22 protein-coding genes and 1 pseudogene are annotated in these 25,992 nt (G+C 72.4%); 12 read left to right on the top strand and 11 right to left on the bottom strand.

The genetic code is table 11. From position 1 onward, the window contains the following. Positions 1–11: 11 nt before the first annotated feature. The 4 genes from AB0K92_RS09210 to AB0K92_RS09195 all read right to left on the bottom strand — a co-directional run bounded on the left by AB0K92_RS09210 (position 12) and on the right by AB0K92_RS09195 (position 4,230). Complete coding sequence (locus AB0K92_RS09210; RefSeq protein WP_365920918.1) at positions 12–1,418, bottom strand: hypothetical protein; 1,407 nt, start codon at positions 1,416–1,418, stop codon at positions 12–14. Then, on the bottom strand, positions 1,400–2,140 hold the full coding sequence (locus tag AB0K92_RS09205) for an ATP-binding cassette domain-containing protein (RefSeq protein WP_365920916.1): 741 nt from the start codon (positions 2,138–2,140) through the stop codon (positions 1,400–1,402). The genes AB0K92_RS09210 and AB0K92_RS09205 overlap by 19 nt, the downstream gene beginning before the upstream one ends. A gap of 189 nt (positions 2,141–2,329) precedes the next feature. Beyond that, entirely contained in the window at positions 2,330–3,694 is a 1,365-nt protein-coding gene (locus tag AB0K92_RS09200) for an aspartate aminotransferase family protein (RefSeq protein ID WP_365920914.1), read from the bottom strand. A gap of 20 nt (positions 3,695–3,714) precedes the next feature. Beyond that, positions 3,715–4,230: an Lrp/AsnC family transcriptional regulator gene (locus AB0K92_RS09195; protein ID WP_365920912.1), complete on the bottom strand. Its 516-nt coding sequence runs from the start codon at positions 4,228–4,230 to the stop codon at positions 3,715–3,717. 162 nt (positions 4,231–4,392) lie between these two features. Between AB0K92_RS09195 and AB0K92_RS09190 the strand changes: the two genes are divergently transcribed. Further along, positions 4,393–5,832 (top strand): gamma-aminobutyraldehyde dehydrogenase, encoded by a 1,440-nt coding sequence (locus AB0K92_RS09190; protein ID WP_365920910.1) that lies wholly within the window; start codon positions 4,393–4,395, stop codon positions 5,830–5,832. A 124-nt stretch (positions 5,833–5,956) separates the two neighbouring features. On the opposite strand, the gene AB0K92_RS09185 is transcribed toward AB0K92_RS09190, so the two are convergent. Next, positions 5,957–6,925 (bottom strand): hypothetical protein, encoded by a 969-nt coding sequence (locus tag AB0K92_RS09185; protein ID WP_365920908.1) that lies wholly within the window; start codon positions 6,923–6,925, stop codon positions 5,957–5,959. Positions 6,926–7,048: 123 nt separating this feature from the next. Here AB0K92_RS09185 and AB0K92_RS09180 point away from each other — a divergent pair, with 123 nt between their 5' ends. Beyond that, positions 7,049–9,307, top strand: coding sequence for a heavy metal translocating P-type ATPase (locus AB0K92_RS09180; protein WP_365920906.1), 2,259 nt, complete (start codon positions 7,049–7,051; stop codon positions 9,305–9,307). 52 nt (positions 9,308–9,359) lie between these two features. Here AB0K92_RS09180 and AB0K92_RS09175 read toward each other — a convergent pair whose 3' ends face one another. Together AB0K92_RS09175 and AB0K92_RS09170 are read right to left on the bottom strand one after the other, a co-directional pair. Further along, complete coding sequence (locus AB0K92_RS09175; protein WP_365920904.1) at positions 9,360–10,517, bottom strand: serine hydrolase domain-containing protein; 1,158 nt, start codon at positions 10,515–10,517, stop codon at positions 9,360–9,362. A gap of 204 nt (positions 10,518–10,721) precedes the next feature. Continuing rightward, a pseudogene (locus tag AB0K92_RS09170) lies at positions 10,722–11,081 on the bottom strand (helix-turn-helix domain-containing protein). A gap of 40 nt (positions 11,082–11,121) precedes the next feature. Between AB0K92_RS09170 and AB0K92_RS09165 the strand changes: the two are divergent. Next, positions 11,122–11,724, top strand: coding sequence for an NAD(P)-binding domain-containing protein (locus tag AB0K92_RS09165; protein WP_365920902.1), 603 nt, complete (start codon positions 11,122–11,124; stop codon positions 11,722–11,724). Here AB0K92_RS09165 and AB0K92_RS09160 read toward each other — a convergent pair. Together AB0K92_RS09160 and AB0K92_RS09155 are read right to left on the bottom strand one after the other, a co-directional pair. Next, positions 11,721–12,407 (bottom strand): glycerophosphodiester phosphodiesterase, encoded by a 687-nt coding sequence (locus AB0K92_RS09160; protein ID WP_365920900.1) that lies wholly within the window; start codon positions 12,405–12,407, stop codon positions 11,721–11,723. The two genes, AB0K92_RS09165 and AB0K92_RS09160, sit on opposite strands and share 4 nt — an antisense overlap. 102 nt (positions 12,408–12,509) lie before the next feature. Beyond that, a complete protein-coding gene (locus AB0K92_RS09155) occupies positions 12,510–13,649 on the bottom strand; it encodes an adenosine deaminase (protein ID WP_365921036.1) in 1,140 nt (379 codons plus the stop codon). Between the two features lie 290 nt (positions 13,650–13,939). Between AB0K92_RS09155 and AB0K92_RS09150 the strand changes: the two genes are divergently transcribed. Then, positions 13,940–14,632: a DUF4190 domain-containing protein gene (locus tag AB0K92_RS09150; RefSeq protein WP_365920898.1), complete on the top strand. Its 693-nt coding sequence runs from the start codon at positions 13,940–13,942 to the stop codon at positions 14,630–14,632. Positions 14,633–14,649: 17 nt separating this feature from the next. Here AB0K92_RS09150 and AB0K92_RS09145 read toward each other — a convergent pair whose 3' ends face one another. Further along, positions 14,650–15,264 (bottom strand): NADAR family protein, encoded by a 615-nt coding sequence (locus tag AB0K92_RS09145; RefSeq protein WP_365920896.1) that lies wholly within the window; start codon positions 15,262–15,264, stop codon positions 14,650–14,652. A gap of 190 nt (positions 15,265–15,454) precedes the next feature. On the opposite strand from AB0K92_RS09145, the gene AB0K92_RS09140 reads away from it, so the two are divergent. The 8 genes from AB0K92_RS09140 to AB0K92_RS09105 all read left to right on the top strand — a co-directional run bounded on the left by AB0K92_RS09140 (position 15,455) and on the right by AB0K92_RS09105 (position 25,114). Beyond that, entirely contained in the window at positions 15,455–16,990 is a 1,536-nt protein-coding gene (locus AB0K92_RS09140) for a gamma-aminobutyraldehyde dehydrogenase (protein ID WP_365920894.1), read from the top strand. Between the two features lie 55 nt (positions 16,991–17,045). Continuing rightward, positions 17,046–18,290 (top strand): spermidine/putrescine ABC transporter substrate-binding protein, encoded by a 1,245-nt coding sequence (locus AB0K92_RS09135; RefSeq protein ID WP_365920892.1) that lies wholly within the window; start codon positions 17,046–17,048, stop codon positions 18,288–18,290. After that, a complete protein-coding gene (locus AB0K92_RS09130) occupies positions 18,287–19,459 on the top strand; it encodes an ABC transporter ATP-binding protein (protein ID WP_365920890.1) in 1,173 nt (390 codons plus the stop codon). Before AB0K92_RS09135 ends, AB0K92_RS09130 begins: the two co-directional genes overlap by 4 nt. Next, positions 19,459–20,388 carry an ABC transporter permease gene (locus tag AB0K92_RS09125; RefSeq protein ID WP_365920888.1) on the top strand — a complete coding sequence of 310 codons (930 nt, stop codon included), beginning with the start codon at positions 19,459–19,461 and terminating at the stop codon, positions 20,386–20,388. The genes AB0K92_RS09130 and AB0K92_RS09125 overlap by 1 nt, the downstream gene beginning before the upstream one ends. Beyond that, complete coding sequence (locus tag AB0K92_RS09120; protein ID WP_365920886.1) at positions 20,389–21,189, top strand: ABC transporter permease; 801 nt, start codon at positions 20,389–20,391, stop codon at positions 21,187–21,189. A gap of 23 nt (positions 21,190–21,212) precedes the next feature. Next, positions 21,213–22,646, top strand: coding sequence for an FAD-dependent oxidoreductase (locus AB0K92_RS09115; protein WP_365920884.1), 1,434 nt, complete (start codon positions 21,213–21,215; stop codon positions 22,644–22,646). 126 nt (positions 22,647–22,772) lie between these two features. After that, positions 22,773–23,228, top strand: a complete 456-nt coding sequence (locus AB0K92_RS09110; protein WP_365920882.1) for a hypothetical protein — start codon at positions 22,773–22,775, stop codon at positions 23,226–23,228. A 77-nt stretch (positions 23,229–23,305) separates the two neighbouring features. Continuing rightward, on the top strand, positions 23,306–25,114 hold the full coding sequence (locus AB0K92_RS09105; RefSeq protein ID WP_365920880.1) for a glycoside hydrolase family 18 protein: 1,809 nt from the start codon (positions 23,306–23,308) through the stop codon (positions 25,112–25,114). Here AB0K92_RS09105 and AB0K92_RS09100 read toward each other — a convergent pair. Continuing rightward, a complete protein-coding gene (locus AB0K92_RS09100; protein WP_365920878.1) occupies positions 25,053–25,877 on the bottom strand; it encodes a phosphatase PAP2 family protein in 825 nt (274 codons plus the stop codon). The genes AB0K92_RS09105 and AB0K92_RS09100 overlap by 62 nt on opposite strands. Positions 25,878–25,992 lie beyond the last annotated feature (115 nt).

Genomic DNA, 25,992 nt, shown 5'->3' with positions numbered 1-25,992 from the left:
GCCGTGGGCGCTCAGCTCGTCAGCGGCTGCGCCGCCAGCGCCGCGACGGTCAGGGTCAGCGGGCCGAACACCGCCAGCAGCGCGCCCGCGCGCAGGGCCGCGGCGCCGCGCAGCACCGTGCCGGGCGCGCCGAGGCGGACCAGGGCGGCGGTGGTGTCCGCGCGGGACTGCCGCGTCTCGACGGCCGCGGTGAGCAGCGTCGCCGTGGCGCAGCCCCCGACCAGGAGCGCCCCGAGAGTGGTGAGCGGGCCGAGGGTGACCGGGTCCTGGAGGGTGGCCAGGGCGTACGCCGCGGAGGTGACCGCGCAGACGACACCGAGCGGGCGGCCGATGCGGGTGGCCTCCGCCATCAGGGCGCGGCCCGCGAGGAGCCGCAGCGCGCCGGGGCGGGCGCACTGCAGGAGGCGGCCGCACAGGTGGGTGAGGCCCGGCCCGGCCAGGGCGAGTCCCACGGCGGTCATCACCCAGCCGGCGAGGACGCCCAGGGGGCCGGCGCCGAGGCCGCTCGGGGTGGTGAGGTCGGCGGCGGTGGTGGCGCCGGTCGCGTAGGCCTCGACGGCGAGGCCCGCGGCGAGGGTGGCGATGCCCCACGGGAGGCTCGGCGGGGCGGCGGTGGGCAGGCCGGCGGGGGCGGCCGGCGCGGGCGGTGTCGCGCCCCGGGAGTCGGCCGTGGCGGCGGCCGGCGTACGCGCGGTGCCGTCCCGCTGCGCGACCGGAGCCGTGACGGTGACACGCGGCCGGCTCCGCGCGGGCCGCGCCGGACCCGCCCCCGGGGTGCGGCCGGTGCCTGTCCGGCGCTGCGCGCCGAACCTGCCGTACGCGCCGAAGGTGTCCCGCTCCTTCGGTCCCTGCCGGAACGCCCCGAACCGGCCGAAGCGGCGGGGTGCCTGCGGGCCCGGGGCGGGGTCGCGGGGGCGCAGGACCAGGGCCACGGACAGGGACGCGATCGCCGGGACGATGGCCAGCAGCGTCAGGGTGGCGGGCAGGGGGAGGGGCCGGTCGGCGGCGAGGAAGTCCGCGGCGGCGCCGTCGAAGGGCATGCCGGTGAGGTCGCCGCGCAGGTGGAGGAAGACGAACAGGGCGAGGAGGGAGCCCAGGGTGGTGGCCAGTGCCGTGGTGGTCGCCGAGACGGTCATCAGCCGGGCCGGGCCCAGGCCGACCGCCGACAGTCCGGGGCGCGGGGCGGTGCCGGGGTCGGTGCGGGCGACGGCGACGGCGAGCTGGACGGTCGCGGCCAGCGGCACCGCGCACCAGGCCAGGCGGAGCAGGAGGGAGCCGGCCGGGTCGCCGGGGTGGCCGAGCGCGTAGCCGAGGGCGGACAGCAGGAGGAAGCCCGTGCCGGCGGAGGCCGCCGCGACCATCAGGCGGCGCAGCTGGACGGCCGGGTGGGCGCTGCGGGTCAGGCGGAGAGCGAGCACGCGGCCCGGCCTTCCGTCTCGGGGGCCGGCGGCAGGTGCACGGTGGTCACGCGCCGTCCGTCCAGGAGGGAGACCGTGCGGTCCGCGAGGGCCGCGGTGTCCGGGTCGTGGGTGGCGAGGACGACGGTGATGCCGTGCGAGCGGGCCGCCGTGGTGAGGGTGCGCAGGACGTGGCCGCGGTCCGCGCGGTGCAGCGGCGCGGTCGGCTCGTCGGCGAAGAGGACCGTCGGGGCGGGGGCGAGCGCGCGGGCGATGCAGACGCGCTGCCGCTCGGACTGGACGAGCTCGGCGGGGTGTTCGCGGGCCTTGTCGCCGACGTCGAGGCGTTCCAGCCACTCCTGGGCGGCGACCTTGGCGCGGCGCCGGGTGGTGCCGCGCAGCATCAGCGGCAGGGCGGTGTTCTCCCAGACGTTCAGCTCGGGGACGAGCGCGGGGGCCGGGTCGATCCAGCCGAACCGGTCGCGGCGCAGCCGTTCCCGGGCGAGGGGGCCCATGGTGTGCACGGGGACGCTGTTGAACCACACCTCGCCGCGCTGGGCGCGCGCCAGGCCGGCCAGACAACCGAGCAGGGTGGACTTGCCGCTGCCGCGCGGGCCGGTGACGGCGAGGATCTCGCCTTCGCGGACGCCGAGCGAGACGCCGCTCAGCGCGGGGGAGCCGTCCTGGTGCGTGAAGTGCAGTGACCGTGCCCAGAGCACGTCGTTGTCCGGCGGGGCCTCCATGGGCGTACACCTCGGTTCAGATCTGTGGTTCCGTGCCTGTTCCCCCGTGCGGGTGAACGAAGGCAGGGCCGATCGGTCACTGGCACGCTAGGCAGCTCGCCGCGGGAGGCCGGACAGCACGTGGCCCCGGGCGCCCGTTTCTCACTCGAACGGGCGGCACCGGGGCCAGTTGATCATCCGTGCGGAAGATCAGAGCTTCGTCCACGCCTCCGTGAGGGTGGCGCGCAGGATCTGCTCGATCTCGTCGAAGGTCTCCTGGGTGGAGATCAGCGGCGGGGCGAGCTGGACGACCGGGTCGCCGCGGTCGTCGGCACGGCAGTACAGGCCGTTGTCGAACAGGGCCTTGGAGAGGAAGCCGTACAGGACGCGCTCGGTCTCCTCGTCGTTGAAGGACTCCTTGGTGTTCTTGTCCTTCACCAGTTCGATGCCGTAGAAGTAGCCGTTGCCGCGGACGTCGCCGACGATCGGCAGGTCGTGCAGCTTCTGCAGCGTGGAGAGGAAGGCGCCCTCGTTGTCGAGGACGTGCTGGGTGAGGTTCTCGCGCTCGAACAGGTCGAGGTTGGCGAGGCCCACCGCGGCCGACACGGGGTGGCCGCCGAAGGTGTATCCGTGCAGGAAGGTGTTGTCGCCCTTGTAGAACGGCTCGGCGACGCGGTCGGAGACGATGCACGCGCCGATCGGGGAGTAGCCCGAGGTCATGCCCTTGGCGCAGGTGATCATGTCCGGGACGTAGCCGAACTTGTCGCAGGCGAAGATCGTGCCGAGGCGGCCGAAGGCGCAGATGACCTCGTCCGACACCAGCAGGACGTCGTACTGGTCGCAGATCTCGCGGACCCGCTGGAAGTAGCCGGGCGGCGGCGGGAAGCAGCCGCCGGCGTTCTGCACCGGCTCCAGGAAGACCGCGGCGACCGTGTCCGGGCCCTCGAAGAGGATCTGCTGCTCGATCTGGTCGGCGGCCCAGCGGCCGAAGGCCTCGGGGTCGTCGCCGTGGATCGGGGCGCGGTAGATGTTGGTGTTCGGCACCTTGTGCGCGCCCGGCACGAGCGGCTCGAAGGGGGCCTTCAGGGCGGGCAGGCCGGTGATGGACAGGGCGCCCTGCGGGGTGCCGTGGTAGGCGACCGCGCGGGAGATGACCTTGTACTTGGTCGGCTTGCCCTGGAGCTTGAAGTACTGCTTGGCGAGCTTCCAGGCGGTCTCGACCGCCTCGCCGCCGCCGGTGGTGAAGAAGACCTTGTTGAGGTCGCCCGGCGCGTGGTGGGCCAGCCGCTCGGCCAGCTCGACCGCCTTCGGGTGGGCGTAGGACCAGACGGGGAAGAACGCCAGTTCCTGGGCCTGCTTGGCGGCGGTCTCGGCGAGTTCGGTGCGGCCGTGGCCGGCCTGGACCACGAAGAGACCCGCGAGACCGTCGAGGTACCGCTTGCCCTTGTCGTCGTAGATGTAGGTGCCCTCACCGCGGACGATGGTCGGGACTGGGGAGTTCTCGTACGACGACATGCGGGTGAAGTGCATCCACAGGTGGTCGTACGCGCTCTGGCTGAGGTCCTTGGTGCTCACGGTTATCGGGTCCTCACGGGTTATCGGGTTCCCCACATGTAGGTCTGCTTCTTGAGCTTCAGGTAGACGAAGCTCTCGGTGGAGCGCACGCCGGGCAGGGCGCGGATGCGCTTGTTGATGACGCCCAGCAGGTGGTCGTCGTCCTCGCAGACGATCTCCGCGAGGATGTCGAACGAGCCCGCGGTCATCACCACGTACTCCACTTCCGGCATGTCGGTCAGCGCGTCGGCGACGGACTCCACGTCGCCCTCGACGTTGATCCCGACCATCGCCTGCCGGCGGAAGCCCACGGTGAGCGGGTCCGTGACGGCGACGATCTGCATCACGCCCTGGTCGAGCAGTTTCTGCACGCGCTGGCGCACGGCGGCCTCGGACAGGCCCACGGCCTTGCCGATGGCGGCGTACGGCCGGCGGCCGTCCTCCTGGAGCTGCTCGATGATGGCGAGGGAGACGGCGTCCAGCTGGGGGGTGCCGTTCCTGGACTCGCGGGAGTCCCTCTGGTCTGCGCTTCGACTGGCCACGACCTCACTCTGCACGAGGACTCGACAGTTTCGCAAGGCCGGATCGATGAAATCCGTTGTTTACGTGATCCAGCCTTGCGGATTTCGCAGATTCCGACCGGTGGGGGGTGTTGAAACGGTGGGCCGAGCGACTAGGGTGGGCATCTCAAGGAATGGACATCGACAGGAGGGCCGGCAGTGACCACCGAACTGCGTCGCCTGCGCAACTACATCGACGGAGAGTTCCGGGACGCCGCCGACGGACGGACCACCGATGTGGTGAACCCCGCCACCGGCGAGGCGTACGCCACCGCACCGCTGTCCGGGCAGGCCGACGTCGACGCCGCCATGGCGGCCGCCGAGGCCGCGTTCCCGGCGTGGCGCGACACCACGCCCGCCGAGCGGCAGAAGGCCCTTCTGAAGATCGCTGACGCGTTCGAGGAGCGCGCCGAGGAACTCATCGCGGCCGAGGTGGAGAACACGGGCAAGCCCATCGGGCTGACCCGCTCCGAGGAGATCCCGCCGATGGTGGACCAGATCCGCTTCTTCGCGGGCGCCGCGCGGATGCTGGAGGGCCGCTCCGCCGGCGAGTACATGGACGGGATGACCTCGATCATCCGCCGCGAGCCGGTCGGCGTCTGCGCCCAGGTCGCGCCGTGGAACTACCCGATGATGATGGCCGTGTGGAAGTTCGCCCCGGCCATCGCCGCGGGCAACACGGTCGTCCTGAAGCCGTCGGACACCACCCCCGCGTCCACCGTGCTGATCGCCGAGATCGTCGGCTCGATCCTGCCCAAGGGCGTCTTCAACGTCATCTGCGGCGACCGCGAGACCGGCCGCATGATGGTCGAGCACCCTGTCCCGGCGATGGCGTCCATCACCGGCTCCGTGCGCGCCGGCATGTCCGTCGCCGAGTCCGCCTCCAAGGACCTCAAGCGGGTCCACCTGGAGCTGGGCGGCAAGGCGCCGGTCGTCGTCTTCGAGGACACCGACATCGCCAAGGCCGTCGAGGACATCTCGGTGGCGGGCTTCTTCAACGCCGGCCAGGACTGTACGGCCGCCACCCGCGTCCTCGTCCAGGAGTCCATCCACGACGAGTTCGTCGCCGCGCTCGCCAAGGCCGCCGCCGAGACCAAGACCGGTCAGCCGGACGACGAGGACGTGCTCTTCGGCCCGCTGAACAACCCGAACCAGCTCAAGCAGGTCGCCGGCTTCATCGAGCGGCTGCCCGCCCACGCCAAGGTCGAGGCCGGCGGCCACCAGGTCGGCGAGCGGGGCTACTTCTACGCCCCGACCGTCGTCTCCGGCCTGAAGCAGGACGACGAGATCATCCAGAACGAGGTCTTCGGCCCCGTCATCACCGTGCAGTCCTTCACCGACGAGGAGCAGGCGGTCCAGTACGCCAACGGCGTCGAGTACGCCCTCGCGTCCTCGGTGTGGACCAAGGACCACGGCCGCGCCATGCGGATGTCCAAGAAGCTCGACTTCGGCTGCGTGTGGATCAACACCCACATCCCGCTGGTCGCCGAGATGCCGCACGGCGGCTTCAAGAAGTCCGGCTACGGCAAGGACCTCTCGGGCTACGGCTTCGAGGACTACACCCGCATCAAGCACGTCATGACGTCGCTGGACGCGTGATCCCGCGCGCACGGTGAACCCGTGACCCGTGGCCCCGGACGGAGGACGGACCGTCCGGGGCCGCGTTTTGCTTTTTCCGGGCCCCGTCCTCGTCTTCTCCGGGTCGGCATCGCCCTGCCGGGTCTCAGTGGCCGTGCGGGGCCTGCTCCTCGTGGGACTTGTCCGGCCGCTCTTCGGCCGTGGGCGTGGTCGGCTCGCCCGCCCGGACCGTGAAGGCCGCCGTGTGGACCTCGCCGCCGGTCCTGAAGTCCAGGAAGAGGCGGTAGGTGCCCCGGCTGGGGGCGGTCGCGGAGAAGGCGACCTCCGGGCCGGAGGCGGCGGTGCCGTGGGCCTCCTCGTGCGGGTGGACGTGCAGGTAGGCGAGGTCGCCGGAGCGCAGGGCGACCAGGTGGCCGTAGGCGCCGAGGTACGGCTGGAGGGCGGCCGGCTTGCCGTCGCGGCGGACGGTGAAGGTCAGGTCGCTCGCGCCGCCCGCCTTCAGGGTGCCGTCCAGGGTGACCTCGTAGCCGTCCACGGTGGCCGTGGTGGCGGGGGCGGGCAGGGCGTCCGGGGTGTAGGTGCCGGAGACCGCCAGGTCGGCGCCCAGCGTCAGGCCCTCGCGCTCGGCGGCCGGGGTGAAGTCGGCGAGGACGCGGTAGCCGCCGGGCTCGGGGAGCGTGGCCGTGGTCGTCCAGGTGCCGTCGGCCGCGCGGGTGGGGTGCAGGTGGCGGTAGGTGGTGAGGTCGCGTGAGGCGAGGATCAGGTGCAGGTCCTTCTCGTGCTCGCGCCGGTAGTCGGTCACCGGGCGGCCGTCCGCGTCGCGGATGACGAAGCGCAGGGCGGCCGGTTCGCCGGCGGGTACGCGCGGGGTCCTCAGGTCCAGGGTGTAGCCGTCCTGGGAGACCTGGAGGCCGCCGGGTGTGGTGGCCGCGGGCGTGCTGTCCCCGCGCGCGCTGCCCCCGGGTGCGGGGGAGGAGTGGGCGGCCGGTTCATGACCGCCGCCTCCGCCGGTGTCCGGGGAGAGCGGGGAGACCGCGTCGCCGATGCCGTACGCGGCGGCGAAGGAGGCGGCCAGCGCGGCGCCGAAGGCACCGATCTTGTACAGGGGGCGCATCTCTGACTCCTGACTGCTCTTGATCTGGGTACCCGGTGGGGGTATATATGTGAGCAGCTTATACCCCCCAGGGGTATCAAGTGAAGAGTGATCCGAGAGTCGGCGAGCAGTCCAGGAGGAACGATGATCACCACGGCCCCCGGTGCCACCACCGAGGTCGAACTCGCCATCGGCGGAATGACCTGCGCCTCCTGCGCGGCCCGCATCGAGAAAAAGCTCAACCGCATGGACGGCGTCACCGCCACCGTCAACTACGCGACGGAGAAGGCGAAGGTGACCTACGCCGGGAACGTGACCGTCCCCGACCTGATCGCCACCGTCGAGGCCACCGGATACACCGCGCGGGAACCCGAGCCACCGCGGACCGGCCCGGACCAGGCGCCCCCCGAGGAGCACGGGGCCGCGGACGAGCTGACGCCGCTGCGGCAGCGGCTGGTCACCGCCGTCGTGCTCGCCGTCCCGGTGATCGCCCTGGCGATGATCCCGGCGCTCCAGTTCACGTACTGGCAGTGGCTGTCCCTGACCCTCGCCGCCCCCGTCGTCACCTACGCCGCCTGGCCCTTCCACCGCGCCGCGTGGACCAACGCCCGGCACGGCGCCGCCACCATGGACACGCTGATCTCGGTCGGCACCTCGGCCGCGTTCCTGTGGTCGCTGTGGGCGCTGTTCCTCGGCACGGCCGGCGCGCCCGGCATGACCCACCCGTTCGAGCTGACCATCGCCCGCGGCGACGGCTCCGGGAACATCTACCTGGAGGCCGCCGCCGGAGTCACCGCGTTCATCCTGGCCGGCCGCTATTTCGAGGCCCGCTCCAAGCGCACGGCGGGCGCCGCGCTGCGGGCGCTCATGGAACTCGGAGCCAAGGACGTCACCGTGCTGCGCGACGGCACCGAAGTGCGCGTGCCGGTCGGCGAGTTGCGGGCGGGCGACCGGTTCGTGGTGCGGCCCGGCGAGAAGATCGCCACCGACGGCGTCGTCGTGGAGGGCGGCTCCGCCGTGGACGCCTCCCTGCTCACCGGCGAGTCCGCGCCCGTCGAGGTCGGCGTCGGCGACCCCGTCACCGGTGCCACCGTCAACGCGGGCGGCCGGCTCGTCGTCGAGGCCACCCGGGTCGGCGCCGACACCCAGCTCGCCCGGATGGCCAAGCTGGTCGAGGACGCGCAGAACGGCAAGGCCGCCGCCCAGCGGCTCGCCGACCGGATCTCCGGCGTCTTCGTCCCGGTCGTCATCGCGCTCGCCCTCGGCACCCTCGGCTTCTGGCTCGGCAACGGCGCCGGGCTCACCGCCGCGTTCACCGCCGCCGTCGCCGTGCTGATCATCGCCTGCCCGTGCGCGCTGGGCCTGGCCACGCCGACCGCGCTGCTCGTCGGCACCGGGCGCGGCGCCCAGCTCGGCATCCTCATCAAGGGCCCCGAGGTGCTGGAGTCCACCCGCCGCGTCGACACCGTCGTCCTCGACAAGACCGGCACCGTCACCACCGGCCGGATGACCCTGCTCGCCGTGCACACCGCCGGCGCCACCGGCACCGACGAGGTGCTGCGGCTCGCGGGCGCCCTGGAGCACGCCTCCGAGCACCCCATCGCCCGCGCCGTCGCCGCCGCGGCCGCCGAGCGGACCGGCACCCTGCCGGTCCCGGAGGACTTCGCCAACGTGCCGGGGCTCGGCGTGCAGGGCATCGTCGAGGGGCACGCCGTGCTCGTCGGCCGGGAGAAGCTGCTGGCGGAGTGGGCGATCGAGCTTCCCGCCGAACTGGCGGCGGCCAGGGCGCGGGCCGAGCGGGACGGCCGTACGGCCATCGCCGTGGCCTGGGACGGCGAGGCCCGCGCGGTGCTGGAGGTCGCCGACGCCGTGAAGGACACGAGCGCCGAGGCCGTCCGCCGGCTCCGCTCACTGGGGCTGCGGCCGGTGCTGCTCACCGGCGACAACCGGGCCGTCGCCGAGGCGGTGGCCCGCGAGGTCGGCATCGACGAGGTGATCGCCGAGGTGCTGCCCGAGGACAAGGTGGCGGTCGTCGAGCGGCTCCAGGCCGAGGGCCGTACGGTCGCGATGGTCGGCGACGGCGTCAACGACGCGGCCGCGCTCGCACAGGCCGACCTCGGGCTCGCCCTGGGCACCGGCACGGACGCGGCGATCGAGGCCGGCGACCTGACCCTGGTCCGCGGCGACCTGCGCGCCGCCGCCGACGCCATCCGGCTCTCCCGCCGCACCCTCGCCACCATCAAGGGCAACCTGTTCTGGGCCTTCGCCTACAACGTCGCCGCCCTGCCGCTGGCCGCGGCCGGCCTGCTCAACCCGATGATCGCGGGGGCGGCGATGGCGTTCTCCTCGGTCTTCGTGGTCGGCAACTCGCTGCGGCTGCGCGGATTCCGTGCCGTTGGCTGAGACACCGTCAGGGGCGGCCCTCCCGCGTCAGGGCCGCCCCGGCGCTCAGCTCCTACTTCAGGGCCGCCCCCACGATGCCCTGCACCACCGGATTGCCCGACTTGTCCTTGGCGTCGGTGTCGTTGACCGAGTAGACGACCGTACGGCTCAGATCGCGGGTCGCGGCGACCGCCGTGCTGTACCCGTACCGCGCGCCGGACTTGAACCAGTAGACCCGGCCGCCGGACTCGTACCGCTGGAGTCCGGCGCTGTGGGTGGCGCCCTCGATGTGCGCGGGGACCCGGAACATCTCCCGCAGCTGCGGCTTCGGCACGATCCGCCCCCGGAACAGCGCGGTGACCAGCCGCTCCAGGTCGGCGGTGGTGGAGATCATGTCGCCCGCCGCCCAGCGGTCCGCCTGGTTCCACTCGGTGACGTCGACCAGCCGGGCCGTGCCGTCGGGTCCCGTCATCGTCTGATAACCGCGGTTGTGCGGGCCGAGGATGCGCGGATCCGTGCCGGGGAAGTACGTGTCCCGCATCCCGGCCGGCTTCAGCACGCGCCGCGTCGCCTCCGAGGCGTACGGGCGACCGGTGACCTTCTCGATCAGCAGGCCGAGGATCGTGTAGTTGATGTTCAGGTAGTGCTGCCGCTTCCCGGGCGGGAACTCCGGTCCCTTGGCCACCGCCGACGCCACGACCCGCTCCGGCGAGAGGGTGTCAAAGCGGTGCGCGTACGCCTCCTCGACGGTGTCCCCGAGACCGTCACCGGGCTGGATGCCGCTGGTGTGGTTCAGCAACTGCCGTACGGTGACCGGCCGGAACCGGGGGCCGAGCAGGCCGGGGAGGTAGTCCTGCACCGGCCGGTTCAGGTCGATCCGGCCGTCCGCCGCGAGGTGCAGCACCACGGCGGCCGTCACCACCTTGGTCGTGGACCCGGCGCGGAAGCGGGCGTCCGGGTCCGCCGCGCGCCCGCTCACCAGATCCCGCACGCCCGCGCTGCCCCGCCAGACGCCGTCCGTGCCGCCGACCCGCACGAGGGCGGCGGTGGCGTGCTCGCCGGGCAGCCCGGCCAGTGCGGCGCTCAGCGCGGCGGCGTCCGGTGCCTTCCCGTGTGCCGGGGCGGTCACCCCGGGCGCGGCGAAGGCCGGGGCGGCGGCGAGCGGGCCGCCCGCCCCGAGGGCGAGCGCGAGGGCGGCGGCGACGACGGTCGTACGGCGGCTGAGGCGCATGGCGGGTCCGTTCCTGAGCGAGTGACAGGTGATGGTCACGGGTGATGGTGATCATCCTCGGGCGGTACGGCACCGGCCGGATCGTCGCTCAGGAGGGCACCGACCCTGGCCGGCCCCGGAGCGACGGGCCCGGACGTTCAGCGGGTTGTCCGGGGGCGTCCCCTAGGGGGCGGGGCGCCCAGGGCACGCCGGCCCGGCCGAGGCTCAGCGCTCCCCGCCGTGCCGCTCCTGCGCCGCCATCACCTCGTCGCCGTACTCGAACGCCCAGGCGCCGAACGAGCCGATCGGAGCGAGCAACGTCCGCCCCAGCGCGGTCAGTTCGTAGTCCACGCGCGGCGGGGCGCCGCCGTACGCGCGCCGGGTCACGAGCCCGTTGAACTCCAGGCGGCGCAACGTCTCCGTCAGCACCTTCTGGCTGATGCCGCCGATGCGCTCCCGCAGTTCCCCCGGGCGGTACGGGCCGTCCCGCAGCGCCCACAGCACCACCGCGTTTCAGGTGTGCGCGAGCAGGTCGAAGGCGAGCCGGGCACGGCAGTCGGCGAGGAAGCCCTGGTCAGTGGTCACACACCGAATGGTGCCCGAGCGGCTTCCTACCGTGTCGGCCATGCGTATAGGAATCCTCGGAACCGGACACATGGCGGACGCCCTCGGCACCCGGTGGCGGCGGGCCGGACACGACGTGCGGACCGGCGGCCGCCGGGACGGCGGACTGCGGGCGGCGGCGCTGCACGGCACCGACGCGGTGCTCCTGGCGGTGCCCTACGAGGCGGCCGTCGACGTGGCCGCCGGGCTGGCGGACGTGCTGCGCGGGCGGACGCTCATCGACTGCACCAACCCGGTCGGCCCCGGCTTCACCCGGCGCACGGGCGGCGGCCCCTCGGCGGCCGAGCGCGTCGCCGCGGCCGCGCCCGGCGCGCACGTCGTCAAGGCGTTCAACCTCTGCCACGTCGACGTGTGGCGGCTGACCCCGCCCGTCTTCGACGGCCGCCCGCTCGCGGTGCCGCTGTGCGGCGACGACGAGGCGGCGCTCGCCGCCGTACGGCGACTCGTCCGCGACCTCGGCTGTGTGCCGCTGTCCGCGGGCGGGCTGGAACGGGCCGGGCTGGTGGAGGCGACGGCGGCACTGCTGATCGGCCTGTGGGTGGGGGAGGGGGCGGACGCCCAGGCCATCGCGCCGCCGCTGGAGTACGCCGGGCCGCTCGGCTAACCGCGGCGGCGCAGCGCGCACAGGGCGTCCACGCGGTTGGTGGTGATGGAGTCGACGCCCAGGTCGAGCAGACGGCGCATGGCGCGGACCGTGTCCGGGGTCCACACCGACAGCAGGTAGCCGTCCCGGTGGACGCGGGCGGCGAGGTCGCGGTCGACCAGCCCGAAGCGGTAGTTGAGCCAGCGCGGGCGCACCGCGTCCAGCAGCGCGGGACGCGGCGGTGCCAGCGTGGTCCAGGTCAGGGCGATCTCGGCGGCCGGGTCGGCGGTGCGCACCGCGAGCATCGCGGCGGCGCCCGCGCAGTAGTACACCCGGTCCTCGGCGCGGCAGTCGCGGACCACGTCCACCACGCGGCGGGCCGCCCGCACGTCCGGGCTGCCGGGCAGGTCCAGCATCACCCGGCTGCCCTCCGTCGCCGCCAGCGCCGCGGCCAGCGTCGGCACTCGCTGCGCCGTCGCCTCCGCCAACTCCGCGGCCGTCAGCGCCCGTACCGGCTTGTCCAGCTCCCAGAGCCGTTCCAGCGTCTCGTCGTGCAGCAGCACCGGGACGCCGTCCCGGGTCAGCCGTACGTCGATCTCGACGGCGTCCGCGCCCAGTTCGCGTGCGATGCGCAGCGAACGCAGGGTGTTCTCGCGGGCGTGGTAGGGGGCGCCGCGGTGGGCGACGGCGGTCACGTTGCGCATGGGCCCATTGTGTCGGGCCGGGCCCATGCGCGGGCGCGGGGCGGTTACGGGTGGGTGCGGGCTCGGGCTCGGGTGCGGGGCCGGGTTGGAAGGTGGGTGCGGTCAGGGGGTGGGCCGGCCCGCGGTGTACGTGTCGGTGTACGCGTCGATCTCGGCGGCCAGGCGGGCCTTGCCGGCCGGGTCGAGGAAGGACGCCTCGACGGCGTTCTTCGCCAGGTCGGCGATGCCGCGCTCGTCCAGGTCCAGCAGGCGGGCGGCGACCGCGTACTCGGTGTTCAGGTCGGTGCCGAACATCGGCGGGTCGTCCGAGTTGATGGTGACGAGGACGCCGGCGCGGACGAACTCCCGGATCGGGTGCTCCTCCAGGGCGCGGACCGCGCGGGTGGCGATGTTCGAGGTGGGGCAGACCTCCAGCGCGATGCGGTGCTCGGCGAGGTGCGCCAGCAGCTTCGGGTCCCGCGCCGAGCTGGTGCCGTGGCCGATGCGCTCGGCGCGCAGATGGGTGAGGGCGTCCCAGACCGTCTCCGGGCCCGTGGTCTCGCCCGCGTGCGGCACGGACCGCAGGCCGGCGGCGATGGCGCGGTCGAAGTACGGCTTGAACTGCGGGCGGGGTACGCCGATCTCCGGGCCGCCGAGTCCGAACGAGACCAGGCCCTCCGGGCGGACGCGGTCGTCGGTCGCGAGCCGGGTCGTCTCCTCGGCTGCCTCCAGGCCCGCCTCGCCGGGGATGTCGAAGCACCAGCGCAGGACGGTCCCGAACTCGGCCTCGGCCGCCTTGCGGGCGTCCTCGATCGCGTCCATGAACGCGTTCTCGTCGATGCCGCGGCGGGTGGAGGAGAAGGGGGTGATCGTCAGCTCGGCGTAGCGCACCTGCTGGCGGGCGAGGTCGCGGGCGACCTCATAGGTCAGGAGGCGGACGTCTTCCGGGGTGCGGATGAGGTCGACGACGGACAGGTAGACCTCGATGAAGTGCGCGAAGTCCGTGAAGGTGAAGTAGTCGACCAGGGCCTCGGGGTCCGTCGGGACCTTGGAGTCGGGGTGGCGGGCGGCGAGTTCGGCGACGATGCGGGGGGAGGCGGAGCCGACGTGGTGGACGTGGAGTTCGGCTTTCGGGAGGCCGGAGATGAAGTCGCCTGCGGCGGCTTGGGGGGTGGTGGTGAGGTGGCTGTCGGGCACGGGTTCCTCCCCGGGAAGGCGGCCGCCCTCCGGGGTGGGGGAGGGTGGGCGCGGTGATCGGCTGATCGGTGGGTCGGGGTCATCGTAGGGCGGGAGGTGGGGTGTGTGGGGGAGTGTGGGGTGTGGGTGGGTGGGGGTTGTGGGTTTCCTGCGGGTTGGTGGGGGCTGGGCGCGCAGTTCCCCGCGGCGCCCCTGAGGGGGGTGGTGGGTGCGGGTTGTGGGTTCGTGCGGGTTGGTGGGGGTTGGGCGCGCAGTTCCCCGCGCCCCTGGGGCGAAGTCGCGGGCCCCTGGATGGGAAGGGGGCGTGGGAGGGGTCGTAGCATGACGGGACGTACGACCAGAGGGGGATTCCGCGCATGTCCGACGACAGGCAGCCGCCTGCGGCGCCGGAGCAGGGCTCCGCGGCGTCGCACGGTGAGGCCGTGCGGGATCCCTGGGCGCCGCCGGAGGAGCCGAAGGTGGGGCTGCGGAAGGACGTGGCGCCGCCGCCGGTGAGCGGGGCGGGGGACACGGTCGCCTCCTGGACCCCGGTGGCGCCGTCCGTGCACGAGCAGCAGACGATGACCTCGCTGCCCGCCGAGGGGTGGGCCGCGCCGACGGTGCCGCCGAGTCCCGGGGGGCCGCCGCCCGGTCTCGGTGATCCGTTCGCCCCGCCGGTCCCGCCCGTGCCGGAGGGGCAGGTTCCGCCGCCTCCGATCGGGCCGGAGGGGCCGGGACACCTGCCGTACGGCTACCCGCAGGCGCCGGTGCCCGCGCAGGCGCCGGCCGGCGGTGGGTACTACGGGTGGCCCGGTGTGCCGCCGATGCCCGCCAACGGGATGGGGACGGCCGGGCTGGTACTCGGGATCGTCGCGGCGGCGGTGTTCTGTCTGTGGCCGCTGGCGATCCTCCTCGGCGTGCTGGGCATCGTCTTCGGGGCGATCGGCCGGGGGAAGGCGCACCGGGGCGAGGCCACCAACGGCGGGCAGGCCCTGGCGGGGATCATCTGCGGCATCGGTGGCGTCGTGCTCGGTATCGCGATGGGTGTGCTGGTGCTCGTGACCCGGTGACGCGGCGGGCGCGCCGCCTACGCCGCCGGCCGCGCGCCCGCGTCCCCGCCCGCGCGCAGCCGGTCCCGTGCCTCCATCAGCGCGAACCCCAGCAGATTCAGACCCCGCCACCGCTCCGGATCCGCCGCGGCCTCGTCGTCCGCGGCGAGGCCGATGCCCCAGACCCGGTCCACCGGACTGGCCTCCACCAGCACCCGCTCGCCGGTGCCCAGCAGGTAGTGCCGCAGTTCCTCGCGCGCGGCGAACTTGCGGACGCTGCCCTCGACCACGATGCCGAACCGCTCCCGCTCCCAGACGCCCTCGTCGAACCCCCGCACCAGCCGCCCCGCCTTCTTCGCCTCCGCCGGATGCGCCGCGGCCAGCACCCGCCGCTCCGCCTCCGCGTCCCCGAACAGGCGGGCCTTCGCGGCCATCATCCAGTGCTCGGCCGTCGCGTACTCCACCCCGTTGGCGGTGAAGGGGGCGGGCCACCACTGGCTCAGACAGCTCGGACCGATCTGCCCGTCCGGCCGCGGCCGGTGCCCCCAGAAGTACAGACACTTCACCCGGGAGCCCGCCCTGACCTGCTTGACCAGGGCTTCCCGCGAGTCGATCTTCTCCATGCACGGCAGTGTCGCAGCCACCACGGACATTCCGTCCCCGGTTTTTCCCGTCGACTCGACACCTGGTCGACAGATTCCGTCGCGTAACCAAAAGGCAACAACGGAATCACTTGTTGGAGTCCCATTGCTCTGTCAGGATCGGCACTCAAATCGAGCTGGAGCTACGCCACCCACCCCCCTGGACAGCCTTGTCGGCGGGGCCTCGGCGGAGGAGAGCGACATGCACAACCCGGGCACCATCACCCCGGAACGATTTCCCGCACAGGACCGCTTCGCGGCGGGCGCCCAGTACATCGGCGGCAGACTCACGGCAGGTACGTCCGGCCGTACGCACGCGGTGATCGACCCGGCCACCGGTGAGGAGGTCCTGACCTACGCCCTCGCGAGCACCGACGACGTGGACGCCGCCGTCGCCGCGGCCCGCGCCGCCTTCCCGGGCTGGGCCGGGGCCACCCCCGGCGAACGGTCCGACGCCCTGCACCGGCTGGCCGGCGTCCTCGCCGACCGCGCCGAGGAGTTCGCCCGCGCGGAGTCCCTGCAGTGCGGCAAACCGCTCAAACTCACCCGTGAGTTCGACGTGCCGGGCACCATCGACAACACCGCCTTCTTCGCGGGCGCCGCCCGGCACCTCCAGGGGCAGTCGGCCGGCGAGTACTCCGGGGATCACACGTCGTACGTCCGCCGCGAGCCCATCGGCGCAGTCGGCTCCATCGCGCCCTGGAACTACCCCCTCCAGATGGCCGCCTGGAAGATCCTCCCGGCGATCGCCGCGGGCAACACCATCGTCCTGAAGCCCGCCGAGCTGACCCCGCTGACCTCCCTGATGTTCGCCGAGGCGGTCACGGAGGCCGGGATCCCGGACGGGGTCGTCAACATCGTCACCGGCACCGGCAAGGAGGCGGGCGAGCATCTGGTCGGGCACCCCGACGTCGCCATGACCTCCTTCACCGGCTCCACCCCGGTCGGCAAACGGGTCGCCGAGATCGCCACCGCCACCGTCAAGCGGCTCCACCTGGAGCTGGGCGGCAAGGCCCCGTTCGTCGTCTTCGACGACGCCGACCTGGAGGCGGCCGTCCACGGTGCCGTCGCGGGCGCGCTGATCAACACCGGGCAGGACTGCACGGCCGCCACGCGCGCGTACGTGCAGCGTTCGCTCTACGAAGAGTTCGTCACGCGCACCGCCGCCCTCATGGAGACCGTCCGGCTCGGCGACCCGTTCGCCGAGGGCACGGACCTCGGCCCGCTGATCTCGCACGTCCAGCGGGACCGGGTCGCCGGGTTCGTCGACCGGGCGCGCGCCTACGCGCGCGTGGTCACCGGCGGCGAGGCCCCGCAGGGCGACCTGGGCAAGGGCGCCTACTACCGGCCCACGCTCGTCGCCGACGCGCCGCAGGACAGCGAGATCGTCCAGTCCGAGATCTTCGGCCCGGTCCTGGTCGTCCTGCCCTTCGACAGCGACGACGAGGGCATCGCGCTCGCCAACGACACGCCGTACGGCCTCGCCGCCTCCGCGTGGAGCCGGGACGTCTACCGGGCGAACCGCGCCACCCGCGAGATCAAGGCGGGCTGCGTGTGGGTCAACGACCACATCCCGATCATCAGCGAGATGCCGCACGGCGGCTACAAGGCGTCCGGCTTCGGCAAGGACATGTCCGCGTACTCGTTCGAGGAGTACACGCAGATCAAGCACGTCATGTTCGACAACACGGCGGTGGCCCGCAAGGACTGGCACCGCACGATCTTCGGGGACCGATAGCACCCAGGCCGCCTGACCCGCGGCCGCCCGACCTCCCGAAAGGGCACCAACGCGCATGGAGCAGTACGAGCCCGACCGCCTGTCCCCGGCCCAAGTGGCCGCCATGCGGCGCAGCTTCCGGAACGGCAGGGCCGCTCTCAGCCGCCGTTCGCTGCTGCGCGCCTCCGCCGGCGGCGCGCTCGCGGCCGGCGGTCTGGGGGCGCTGAGCGCCTGCGGCATCCCGCCGGCCGCGCAGACCTCCGGGGTCTCGTCCGAGGACCACTCGGCCAAGGAGAAGACCGTCCACTTCTCCAACTGGACCGAGTACATGGACGTCGACGACAGCGAGAAGCGCCACCCCACGCTCGACGAGTTCAGGCGGCGCACCGGCATCACGGTCAAGTACACCGAGGACATCAACGACAACGTCGAGTTCTTCGGCAAGATCAAGCCGCAGCTGGCGGCCGGCCAGCCCACCGGCCGCGACCTCATCTGCGTCACCGACTGGCTCGCCGCGCGCCTCATCCGCTTCGGGTGGGTCCAGAAACTGGACCCGTCCAACCTGCCCACCGCCTACGCCAACCTGTCCCAGCAGTTCCGCAGCCCCGACTGGGACCCGGGACGGGCGTACTCCTACCCCTGGACCGGCATCTCCACGGTCATCGCCTACAACAAGAAGGCGCTCGACGGCGTCGAGGTGACGTCCGTCTCCGACATGCTCGACAACCCCAAGCTGAAGGGCCGGGTCGGCTTCCTGTCCGAGATGCGCGACAGCGTCGGCATGACCCTGCTCGACATGGGCAAGGACCCGGGCAGGTTCACCGACGACGACTTCGACGCGGCCGTCGCGCGGATGCAGCGGGCCGTCGACAAGGGCCAGATCCGCCGCTTCACCGGCAACGACTACACCTCGGACCTCACCAAGGGCGACCTCGCGGCCTGTCTCGCCTGGGCCGGTGACGTCGTCCAGCTCAAGGCGGACAGCCCGGACGTCGACTTCCTCATCCCCGACAGCGGCTACATGACGTCGACGGACAACCTGCTCGTGCCCAACAAGGCCCGGCACAAGACCAACGCCGAGCGCCTCATCGACTACTACTACGAGCCCCGCCCGGCCGCCCAGCTCGCCGCGTACATCAACTACGTGTGTCCCGTCGACGGGGTGAAGGAAGAACTGGCGAAGATCGACGAGGACGCGGCGAACAACCCGCTGATCCTCCCCGACCAGGACATGGCCGCCAAGTCCCGCGCCTTCCGCTCGCTCAGCGCGAAGGAAGAGACGGCCTACGAAGAGAAGTTCGCGAAGCTCACAGGGGCGTGACGACGATGACGACGACCAACGGCAGCGGCGACGTCCGCCTCACCGGTATCAGCAAGACCTACGGCTCCTTCACCGCCGTCCACCCGCTCGACCTGACCGTCCCCGAGGGCTCCTTCTTCGCCCTGCTCGGCGCGTCCGGCTGCGGCAAGACCACCACCCTGCGGATGATCGCCGGCCTGGAGGAACCGACCGGCGGCACCGTCCACCTCGGCGACCAGGACGTGACCCGGCTGCCGCCCTACAAGCGGCCGGTGAACACGGTCTTCCAGTCCTACGCCCTCTTCCCGCACCTCGACATCTTCGAGAACGTCGCCTTCGGTCTGCGCCGGCGCGGCATCAAGAGCGTGAAGAAGCAGGTCGACGAGATGCTGGACCTGGTCCAGCTCGGCGAGCACGCGCGCAAGAAGCCGCACCAGCTCTCCGGCGGCCAGCAGCAGCGCGTCGCGGTCGCCCGCGCCCTGATCAACCACCCCAAGGTGCTGCTCCTCGACGAGCCGCTCGGCGCCCTCGACCTGAAGCTGCGCCGCCAGATGCAGCTGGAGCTCAAGCGCATCCAGACCGAGGTCGGCATCACCTTCGTGCACGTCACGCACGACCAGGAGGAGGCCATGACCATGGCCGACACGGTCGCCGTGATGAACGCGGGCCGCGTCGAGCAACTGGGCGCCCCCGCCGACCTGTACGAGAACCCGAAGACCACCTTCGTCGCCAACTTCCTCGGCACCTCCAACCTCATCGAGGCCGAGGTCGACGCCGCCGGTGGCGACGAGATCGTGCTGCGGGCGGGCGGCGGCAAGCTGTCCCTGCCCGCCCGGCGGTGCAGCGCCCCCACGGCGGCCGGCGGCAGGGTGCTGGTCGGCGTACGGCCCGAGAAGATCTCCCTCACGCACGCCGACGACGCGGGGGACATCCCGGACGGCCGCAACCGGGTCACCGGCAAGATCGCCGACGCCAGCTTCATCGGCGTCTCCACCCAGTACGTGGTCGACAGCCCGGCGGGCGCCGCGCTCCAGGTCTACGTCCAGAACGTCGACCGCGACGCCCGGCTCGCGCCCGGCGCCGAGGTCGTCCTGCACTGGAACCCGGCGCACACCTTCGGCCTGGACGCCGCCCAGGACATCGAGGCCGGCGTGGAGAAGGTCGAGCCGCACGAGGGGGTGGCCGTCTGATGGCCGCCGTCACCGAGGCGCCACCGCCCCTCGCGCCCCCCGCATCCGGCAAGAAGCCCCCGCCCAGGCGGGGCCGCTGGATGCCGTATCTGCTGCTGCTCCCCGGCATCCTCTGGCTGGTCGTCTTCTTCGCGCTGCCGATGGTCTACCAGGCCTCGACGTCCGTGCAGACGGGCTCCCTCGAAGAGGGCTACGAGGTCACCTGGCACTTCGCCACCTACTGGGACGCCCTGTCCGACTACTGGCCGCAGTTCCTGCGCTCGGTGCTGTACGCCGGTGCCGCGACGGTGCTGTGCCTGCTGCTCGGCTACCCGCTGGCGTATCTGATCGCCTTCCGCGCGGGCCGCTGGAAGCACCTGATCATGATCCTGGTGATCGCGCCGTTCTTCACCAGCTTCCTGATCCGCACGCTCGCCTGGAAGACGATCCTCGCCGACGGCGGCCCGGTCGTCGGCGCGCTCGACGCGCTGCACGTCCTGGACGTCACCGGCTGGCTCGGCGTGACCTCCGGCGACCGGGTGCTGGCCACGCCGCTGGCGGTGGTGTGCGGTCTGACGTACAACTTCCTGCCGTTCATGATCCTGCCGCTGTACACCTCGCTGGAGCGGATCGACGGCCGGCTGCACGAGGCGGCGGGCGACCTGTACGCGAAGCCCTTCACCATCTTCCGCAAGGTGACCTTCCCGCTGTCGATGCCGGGTGTCGTCTCCGGCACGCTGCTGACCTTCATCCCGGCCGCCGGCGACTACGTCAACGCGGACCTGCTCGGCTCCACCGACACCCGCATGATCGGCAACGTCATCCAGTCGCAGTTCCTGCGCATCCTGGACTATCCGACGGCCGCCGCCCTCTCCTTCATCCTGATGTTCGCGATCCTCATCATGGTCACGCTCTACATCCGCAGGTCCGGGACGGAGGATCTGGTTTAAATGGCCTTCGTCGACTGGCTCAAGCGCCGTCTCGTCGTCATCGCGGGACTGTTCACGCTCGCCTATCTGCTGCTGCCGAACGTCGTCGTCACGGTGTTCTCCTTCAACGATCCGAAGGGGCGCTTCAACTACGAGTGGCAGAAGTTCTCCACGGACGCCTGGACCGACCCGTGCGGGGTCGCCGATCTGTGCGGCTCGCTCGGGCTCAGCCTGCAGATCGCGTTCTGGGCGACGCTCGGCGCCACCGCGCTCGGCACGGCGATCGCGTTCGCGCTGGTGCGGTACCGCTTCCGCGCCCGCGGCGCCGTCAACTCGCTGATCTTCCTGCCCATGGCGATGCCCGAGGTGGTGATGGCGGCCTCGCTGCTGACCCTCTTCCTCAACATGGGCGTCCAGCTGGGCTTCTGGACGATCCTCATCGCCCACATCATGTTCTGCCTCAGCTTCGTCGTGACGGCCGTCAAGGCGCGCGTCATGTCGATGGACCCGAGGCTGGAGCAGGCCGCGCAGGACCTCTACGCCGGCCCGTTCCAGACGTTCCTCCGGGTCACCCTGCCGATCGCGGCACCCGGAATCGCCGCGGGCGCGCTGCTCGCCTTCGCGCTCTCCTTCGACGATTTCATCATCACCAATTTCAACGCGGGCTCCACCGTCACCTTCCCCATGTTCGTGTGGGGTTCGGCCCAGCGCGGCACGCCCGTGCAGATCAATGTCATCGGCACGGCCATGTTCGTCCTCGCCGTGCTGTTCGTTCTCGTCTCCATGCTCATCAGCAATCGCCGTACCAGGCAAAAGGCCTGAAACCCTTGTAGGGAGTTGAAATCATGGCCCCAAGCGCCATGAGCCGTGGCAGTGACAACGACTGGACGAAGTCCCTTTCCGAAGCCCAGCCGGTCCCGTACTGGCTGGACGACCCCGGCAGGCCCCGCCCCGAGCCCGCACTGACCGGCGCCGAGACCTGCGACCTGCTGGTCGTCGGCGGCGGCTACAGCGGACTGTGGACCGCGCTCGTCGCCAAGGAGCGCGACCCGCGGCGGGACGTGGTGCTGCTGGAGGGCCGCGAGGTGGGCTGGGCCGCCTCGGGCCGCAACGGCGGCTTCTGCGCCGCCTCCCTCACCCACGGGCTGCCCAACGGGCTGACCCGCTGGCCGGACGAGATCCACAAGCTGGAGGAGCTGGGCGCCCGCAACCTCGACGAGATCGAGAAGGCGGTCGCCCGGCACGGCATCGACTGCGACTTCGAGCGCACCGGCGAGATCGACGTCGCCACCGAGACGTACCAGGCGTGGGAACTGCGCGACTGGTACGAGCGGATGGAGCGCGAGGGCCTGGCCGACGGCGTCGAGTACCTGGACGCCGACGCCGTCCGCGCGCAGGTGAACTCGCCCACCTTCCAGGCGGGCCTGTGGGACAAGCGGGGCGTGGCCATGCTGAACCCCGCCAAGCTCGCCTGGGGCCTGAAGCGGGCCTGCGTGAACCTCGGGGTGCGCGTCTACGAGCACACCCCCGCGCTCACCCTGAAGCCCTACGGCGCGGGCATGGCCGTACGCACCCCCTACGGCCGGGTCCGCGCCCGCAAGGTCGCGCTCGGCACCAACATCTTCCCCAGCCTGGTCAAACGGCTGCGGCACTACACGGTCCCCGTCTACGACTACGCCCTGATGACCGAGCCGCTGACGGACGCCCAGCTCGCCGGGATCGGCTGGCGCGGCCGCCAGGGCCTCGGCGACAGCGCCAACCAGTTCCACTACTTCCGCCTGTCCGCCGACAACCGCATCCTGTGGGGCGGATACGACGCGATCTACCCGTACGGCGGCCGGGTCCGCGCCGAGTACGACGACCGGCCGGAGACCTACGCCAAGCTCGCCGGGCACTTCTTCACCTGCTTCCCGCAGCTGGAGGGCGTCCGCTTCACCCACGCCTGGGGCGGCGCCATCGACACCTGCTCCCGCTTCTCCGCGTTCTTCGGCACCGCCCACCAGGGCAAGGTGGCGTACGCGGCGGGCTACACGGGCCTCGGCGTCGGCGCGACCCGCTTCGGCGCCGAGGTGATGCTGGACCTGCTGGCGGGGGAGCGCACCGAGCGGACCGAGCTGGAGATGGTCCGCAAGAAGCCGCTGCCCTTCCCGCCGGAGCCGTTCGCCTGGACCGGCATCGCGCTCACCAAGTGGTCGCTGGCCCGGGCGGACGCCCACGGTGGGCGGCGCAATCTGTGGCTGCGCGCGATGGACCGGCTGGGGCTGGGCTTCGACAGCTGACCCGGTGGCTCGTGTGACGCGGGTCACTCGAAACGGCGGGCCGGACTCGCGTAATGCGTGGGCCATGACCTCCCTCTCCCTCGTGGACGCACCGCGCGTCCACGAGGGAACAGGGAGGTCTTCTCCATGACTGGGGCAAAGACGGCCGTCGACTGGCTGGCTTCCGTCGCACCGGACCCCGACGCCTGCCGCTGGGAGTGGGAGCGCAACCCCCTCGGGGTGACGCTGCTGCCCGCCGGCAAGGCCTGGGACGTGCTCATCCTGCCCGGCCGGCTGGGCTGTCCGACGCTCGACGTGCTCACCCGCATCCTCGACCGGCCCGGCCCGGTGCTCGCCGACTCCGGCGACGCCCGGACGGGCTTCCTCGTGCCGCCGGGCACCGCCGCCCGCTGGCTCGGCACCGGCATCCGTACGGCCGGGGCCGGCACCTGGATCGTCGTGCCGCACCCGGGCCGGCCGACCGGCAAAGTGCGCTGGCTGGTGCCGCCGGACGGATCCGGGACCCTCACCGACCCCGCACTGCTGGAACTCGCGATGCACGAGGCGGCGGCGAACCTGGCCACGAAGGAGGACCCGGCCTGACCTCTTGACACGGTGATTGGTCTGGACCAAGTTGTGAGCGCTCCACCCCTCCAAATCCCCCGTCCCCGGAGGCACTTGTGGACCGCGCACGCTTCGCCCGCCTCAGACCGCTCGCCCTGCTCACCGCCGCGGCACTGACCCTGCCCGGCCTCACCGCACTCACGTCGGCCGCCCGTGCGGCCGACGCGGACCTCCTCGCCAACGGAGGCTTCGAAGCGGGCCTCGACGGCTGGACCTGCACGGCCGGCACGACCGTCGCCAGCCCGGTGCGCAGCGGCAGCGCCGCGCTGCGCGCGACCCCCGCCGGCAGCGACAACGCCCGCTGCTCCCAGACCGTGACCGTCCAGCCCGACTCCACGTACACGCTCACGGGCCACGTCCGCGGCTCCTACGTGTACCTCGGCGCGTCCGGCACCGGCACCACCGACGTCACCGCCTGGACCCAGTCCGCCACCGACTGGCAGCAGCTCACCACCACCTTCCGCACCGGCCCGGCCACCACCCGGGTCACCGTCTTCACCCACGGCTGGTACGGCACCGGCGCCTACCACGCCGACGACCTGACCCTCACCGGCCCCGGCACCGGCCCCGCCCGACCGCCCGCCGCCCCGGCCGGCCTCGCCACCGGCACCGTCACCGCCACCTCCGTCGACCTGTCCTGGACGGCCGTCCCCGGCGCGACCGGCTACGCCGTCTACCGCGACGGCACCAAGGTCCGGACGGTCACCGGCACCACGACGACCGTCACCGGCCTCGCGCCCTCGACGGCGTACTCCTTCCAGGTCACCGCCGTGAACGACGCGGGCGAGTCCGCGCGCTCGGCGACCGTCACCGCGACCACGGCCCCCGGCCCCGGCGGCCCCACGCCGGGCCTGCCGCCGCACGCCCTGGTCGGCTATCTGCACGCCACCTTCGCCAACGGCTCCGGCTACACCCGCCTCGCCGACGTCCCCGACAGCTGGGACGTCATCGACCTCGCCTTCGGGGAGCCGACCTCCGTCACCTCCGGCGACATCCGCTTCACCCGCTGCCCCGTCACCGAGTGCCCGAACGTCGAGTCCGACGCCGAGTTCAAGGCGGCCGTCAAGGCCAAGCAGGCGGCCGGGAAGAAGGTGCTCATCTCCATCGGCGGCCAGAACGGCCAGGTGCGGCTGACGACGACGGCCGCCCGCGACACCTTCGTCGCGTCCGTCTCGAAGATCATCGACGAGTACGGCCTGGACGGCCTCGACATCGACTTCGAGGGCCACTCCCTCTCCCTCGACCCCGACGACACCGACTTCCGCACCCCGAAGACCCCGGTGATCGTGAACCTGATCTCCGCCCTGAAGACCCTGAAGGCCAGATACGGCGACGACTTCGTGCTGACGATGGCCCCCGAGACCTTCTTCGTCCAGCTCGGCTACCAGTTCTACGGCACCGGCAAGTGGGGCGGCCAGGACCCGCGCGCCGGGGCCTACCTCCCGGTCATCCACGCCCTGCGCGACGACCTCACCCTGCTGCACGTCCAGGACTACAACTCGGGCCCGGTCATGGGCCTCGACAACCAGTACCACTCCATGGGCGGCGCCGACTTCCACATCGCCATGACCGACATGCTGCTCACCGGCTTCCCCGTCGCGGGCGACCCCGGCAAGGTCTTCCCGCCGCTGCGCCCCGACCAGGTCGCCATCGGCATGCCGGCCACCCCGAACGCGGGCAACGGACACGTGCCCCCGGCCGAGGTGGTGAAGACCCTGGACTGCCTGACGAAGAAGGTGAGCTGCGGCTCGTACGCCACCCACGGCACCTGGCCCGGGCTGCGCGGTCTGATGACCTGGTCGATCAACTGGGACCGGTTCGGCGGCTGGGAGTTCCAGCGGACGTTCGACGGCTACTTCCGCTGAGCGGCCGCCACAGCAGTCCCAGCAGCAGCGCGGACAGACACCAGCTCGCCACCACGTCCAGCGGCCAGTGATAGCCCCGCCGCACCAGCCCGATGCTCACGCCGAGGACCAGCGCGGCGCACAGCACCAGCACGGCGCGGCGGGCGGCGGGGCGGCGCAGCGACGGCAGCAGGAGCAGCGCCGCGCAGCCGTAGGCGACGGCGGCGGTGGCGGTGTGCCCGGAGGGGTAGTAACCGGTGGCGGGCGGGACGGCCGGGGTGCCCGGGCGGTCGGTCAGCACCTTGAGCGGGACGACGAGCGCGGGGACCAGCGCCATGAGGACGGCCGCCGCGGCACCCGGCCGCCACCAGTGGTCCGTACCGGTGGCGCGGGCCCGCCAGAGGGCACCGGCCGCCACCACCGCCAGGACCGGCACGGCCACCGGCACGTTGCCGAGGTCCGCGAGGAGTTCGGAGACCCGGTCCGGGCGGACCAGCGCGCGGCTCAGCCGCTCGTCGAGGCGGATCAGCGGGCCGTCGGCGACGACCTGCCAGGTGATCAGCGCGAACAGGACCAGCGGCAGCAGGAGGAAGAGGGTCGGCCGCCCCGGAACAGGGGGGATGGTTCCGAGGCGGCCGAACGGACCGGAATGCCGCGCGCCCCGGGGGGTCTGGGGCGGGCGACCGTCCGATCGGTGAGGAGATCCGGAGCCGGAGGCCCCGGTGGTGTGCGCGAGGGCACGACCAGGTCGAAGCTGGGGAGGCCACGGCCTGGTGTCACCCACAGTCCCCTGTGGGCGGGGTGTATCTCTCATCTGCTGAGAACCTACGACAGGCGCGGCGAGGAGGACAGCCGGAACGGCGTCCTGTCATCCACCTCGCACACCTTCTTCACACGCT

It is taken from the genome of Streptomyces sp. NPDC052687 (assembly GCF_040678395.1).
In the GTDB taxonomy this organism is placed as follows: domain Bacteria; phylum Actinomycetota; class Actinomycetes; order Streptomycetales; family Streptomycetaceae; genus Streptomyces.
This window is presented reverse-complemented; position numbering and strand designations above follow the sequence as displayed.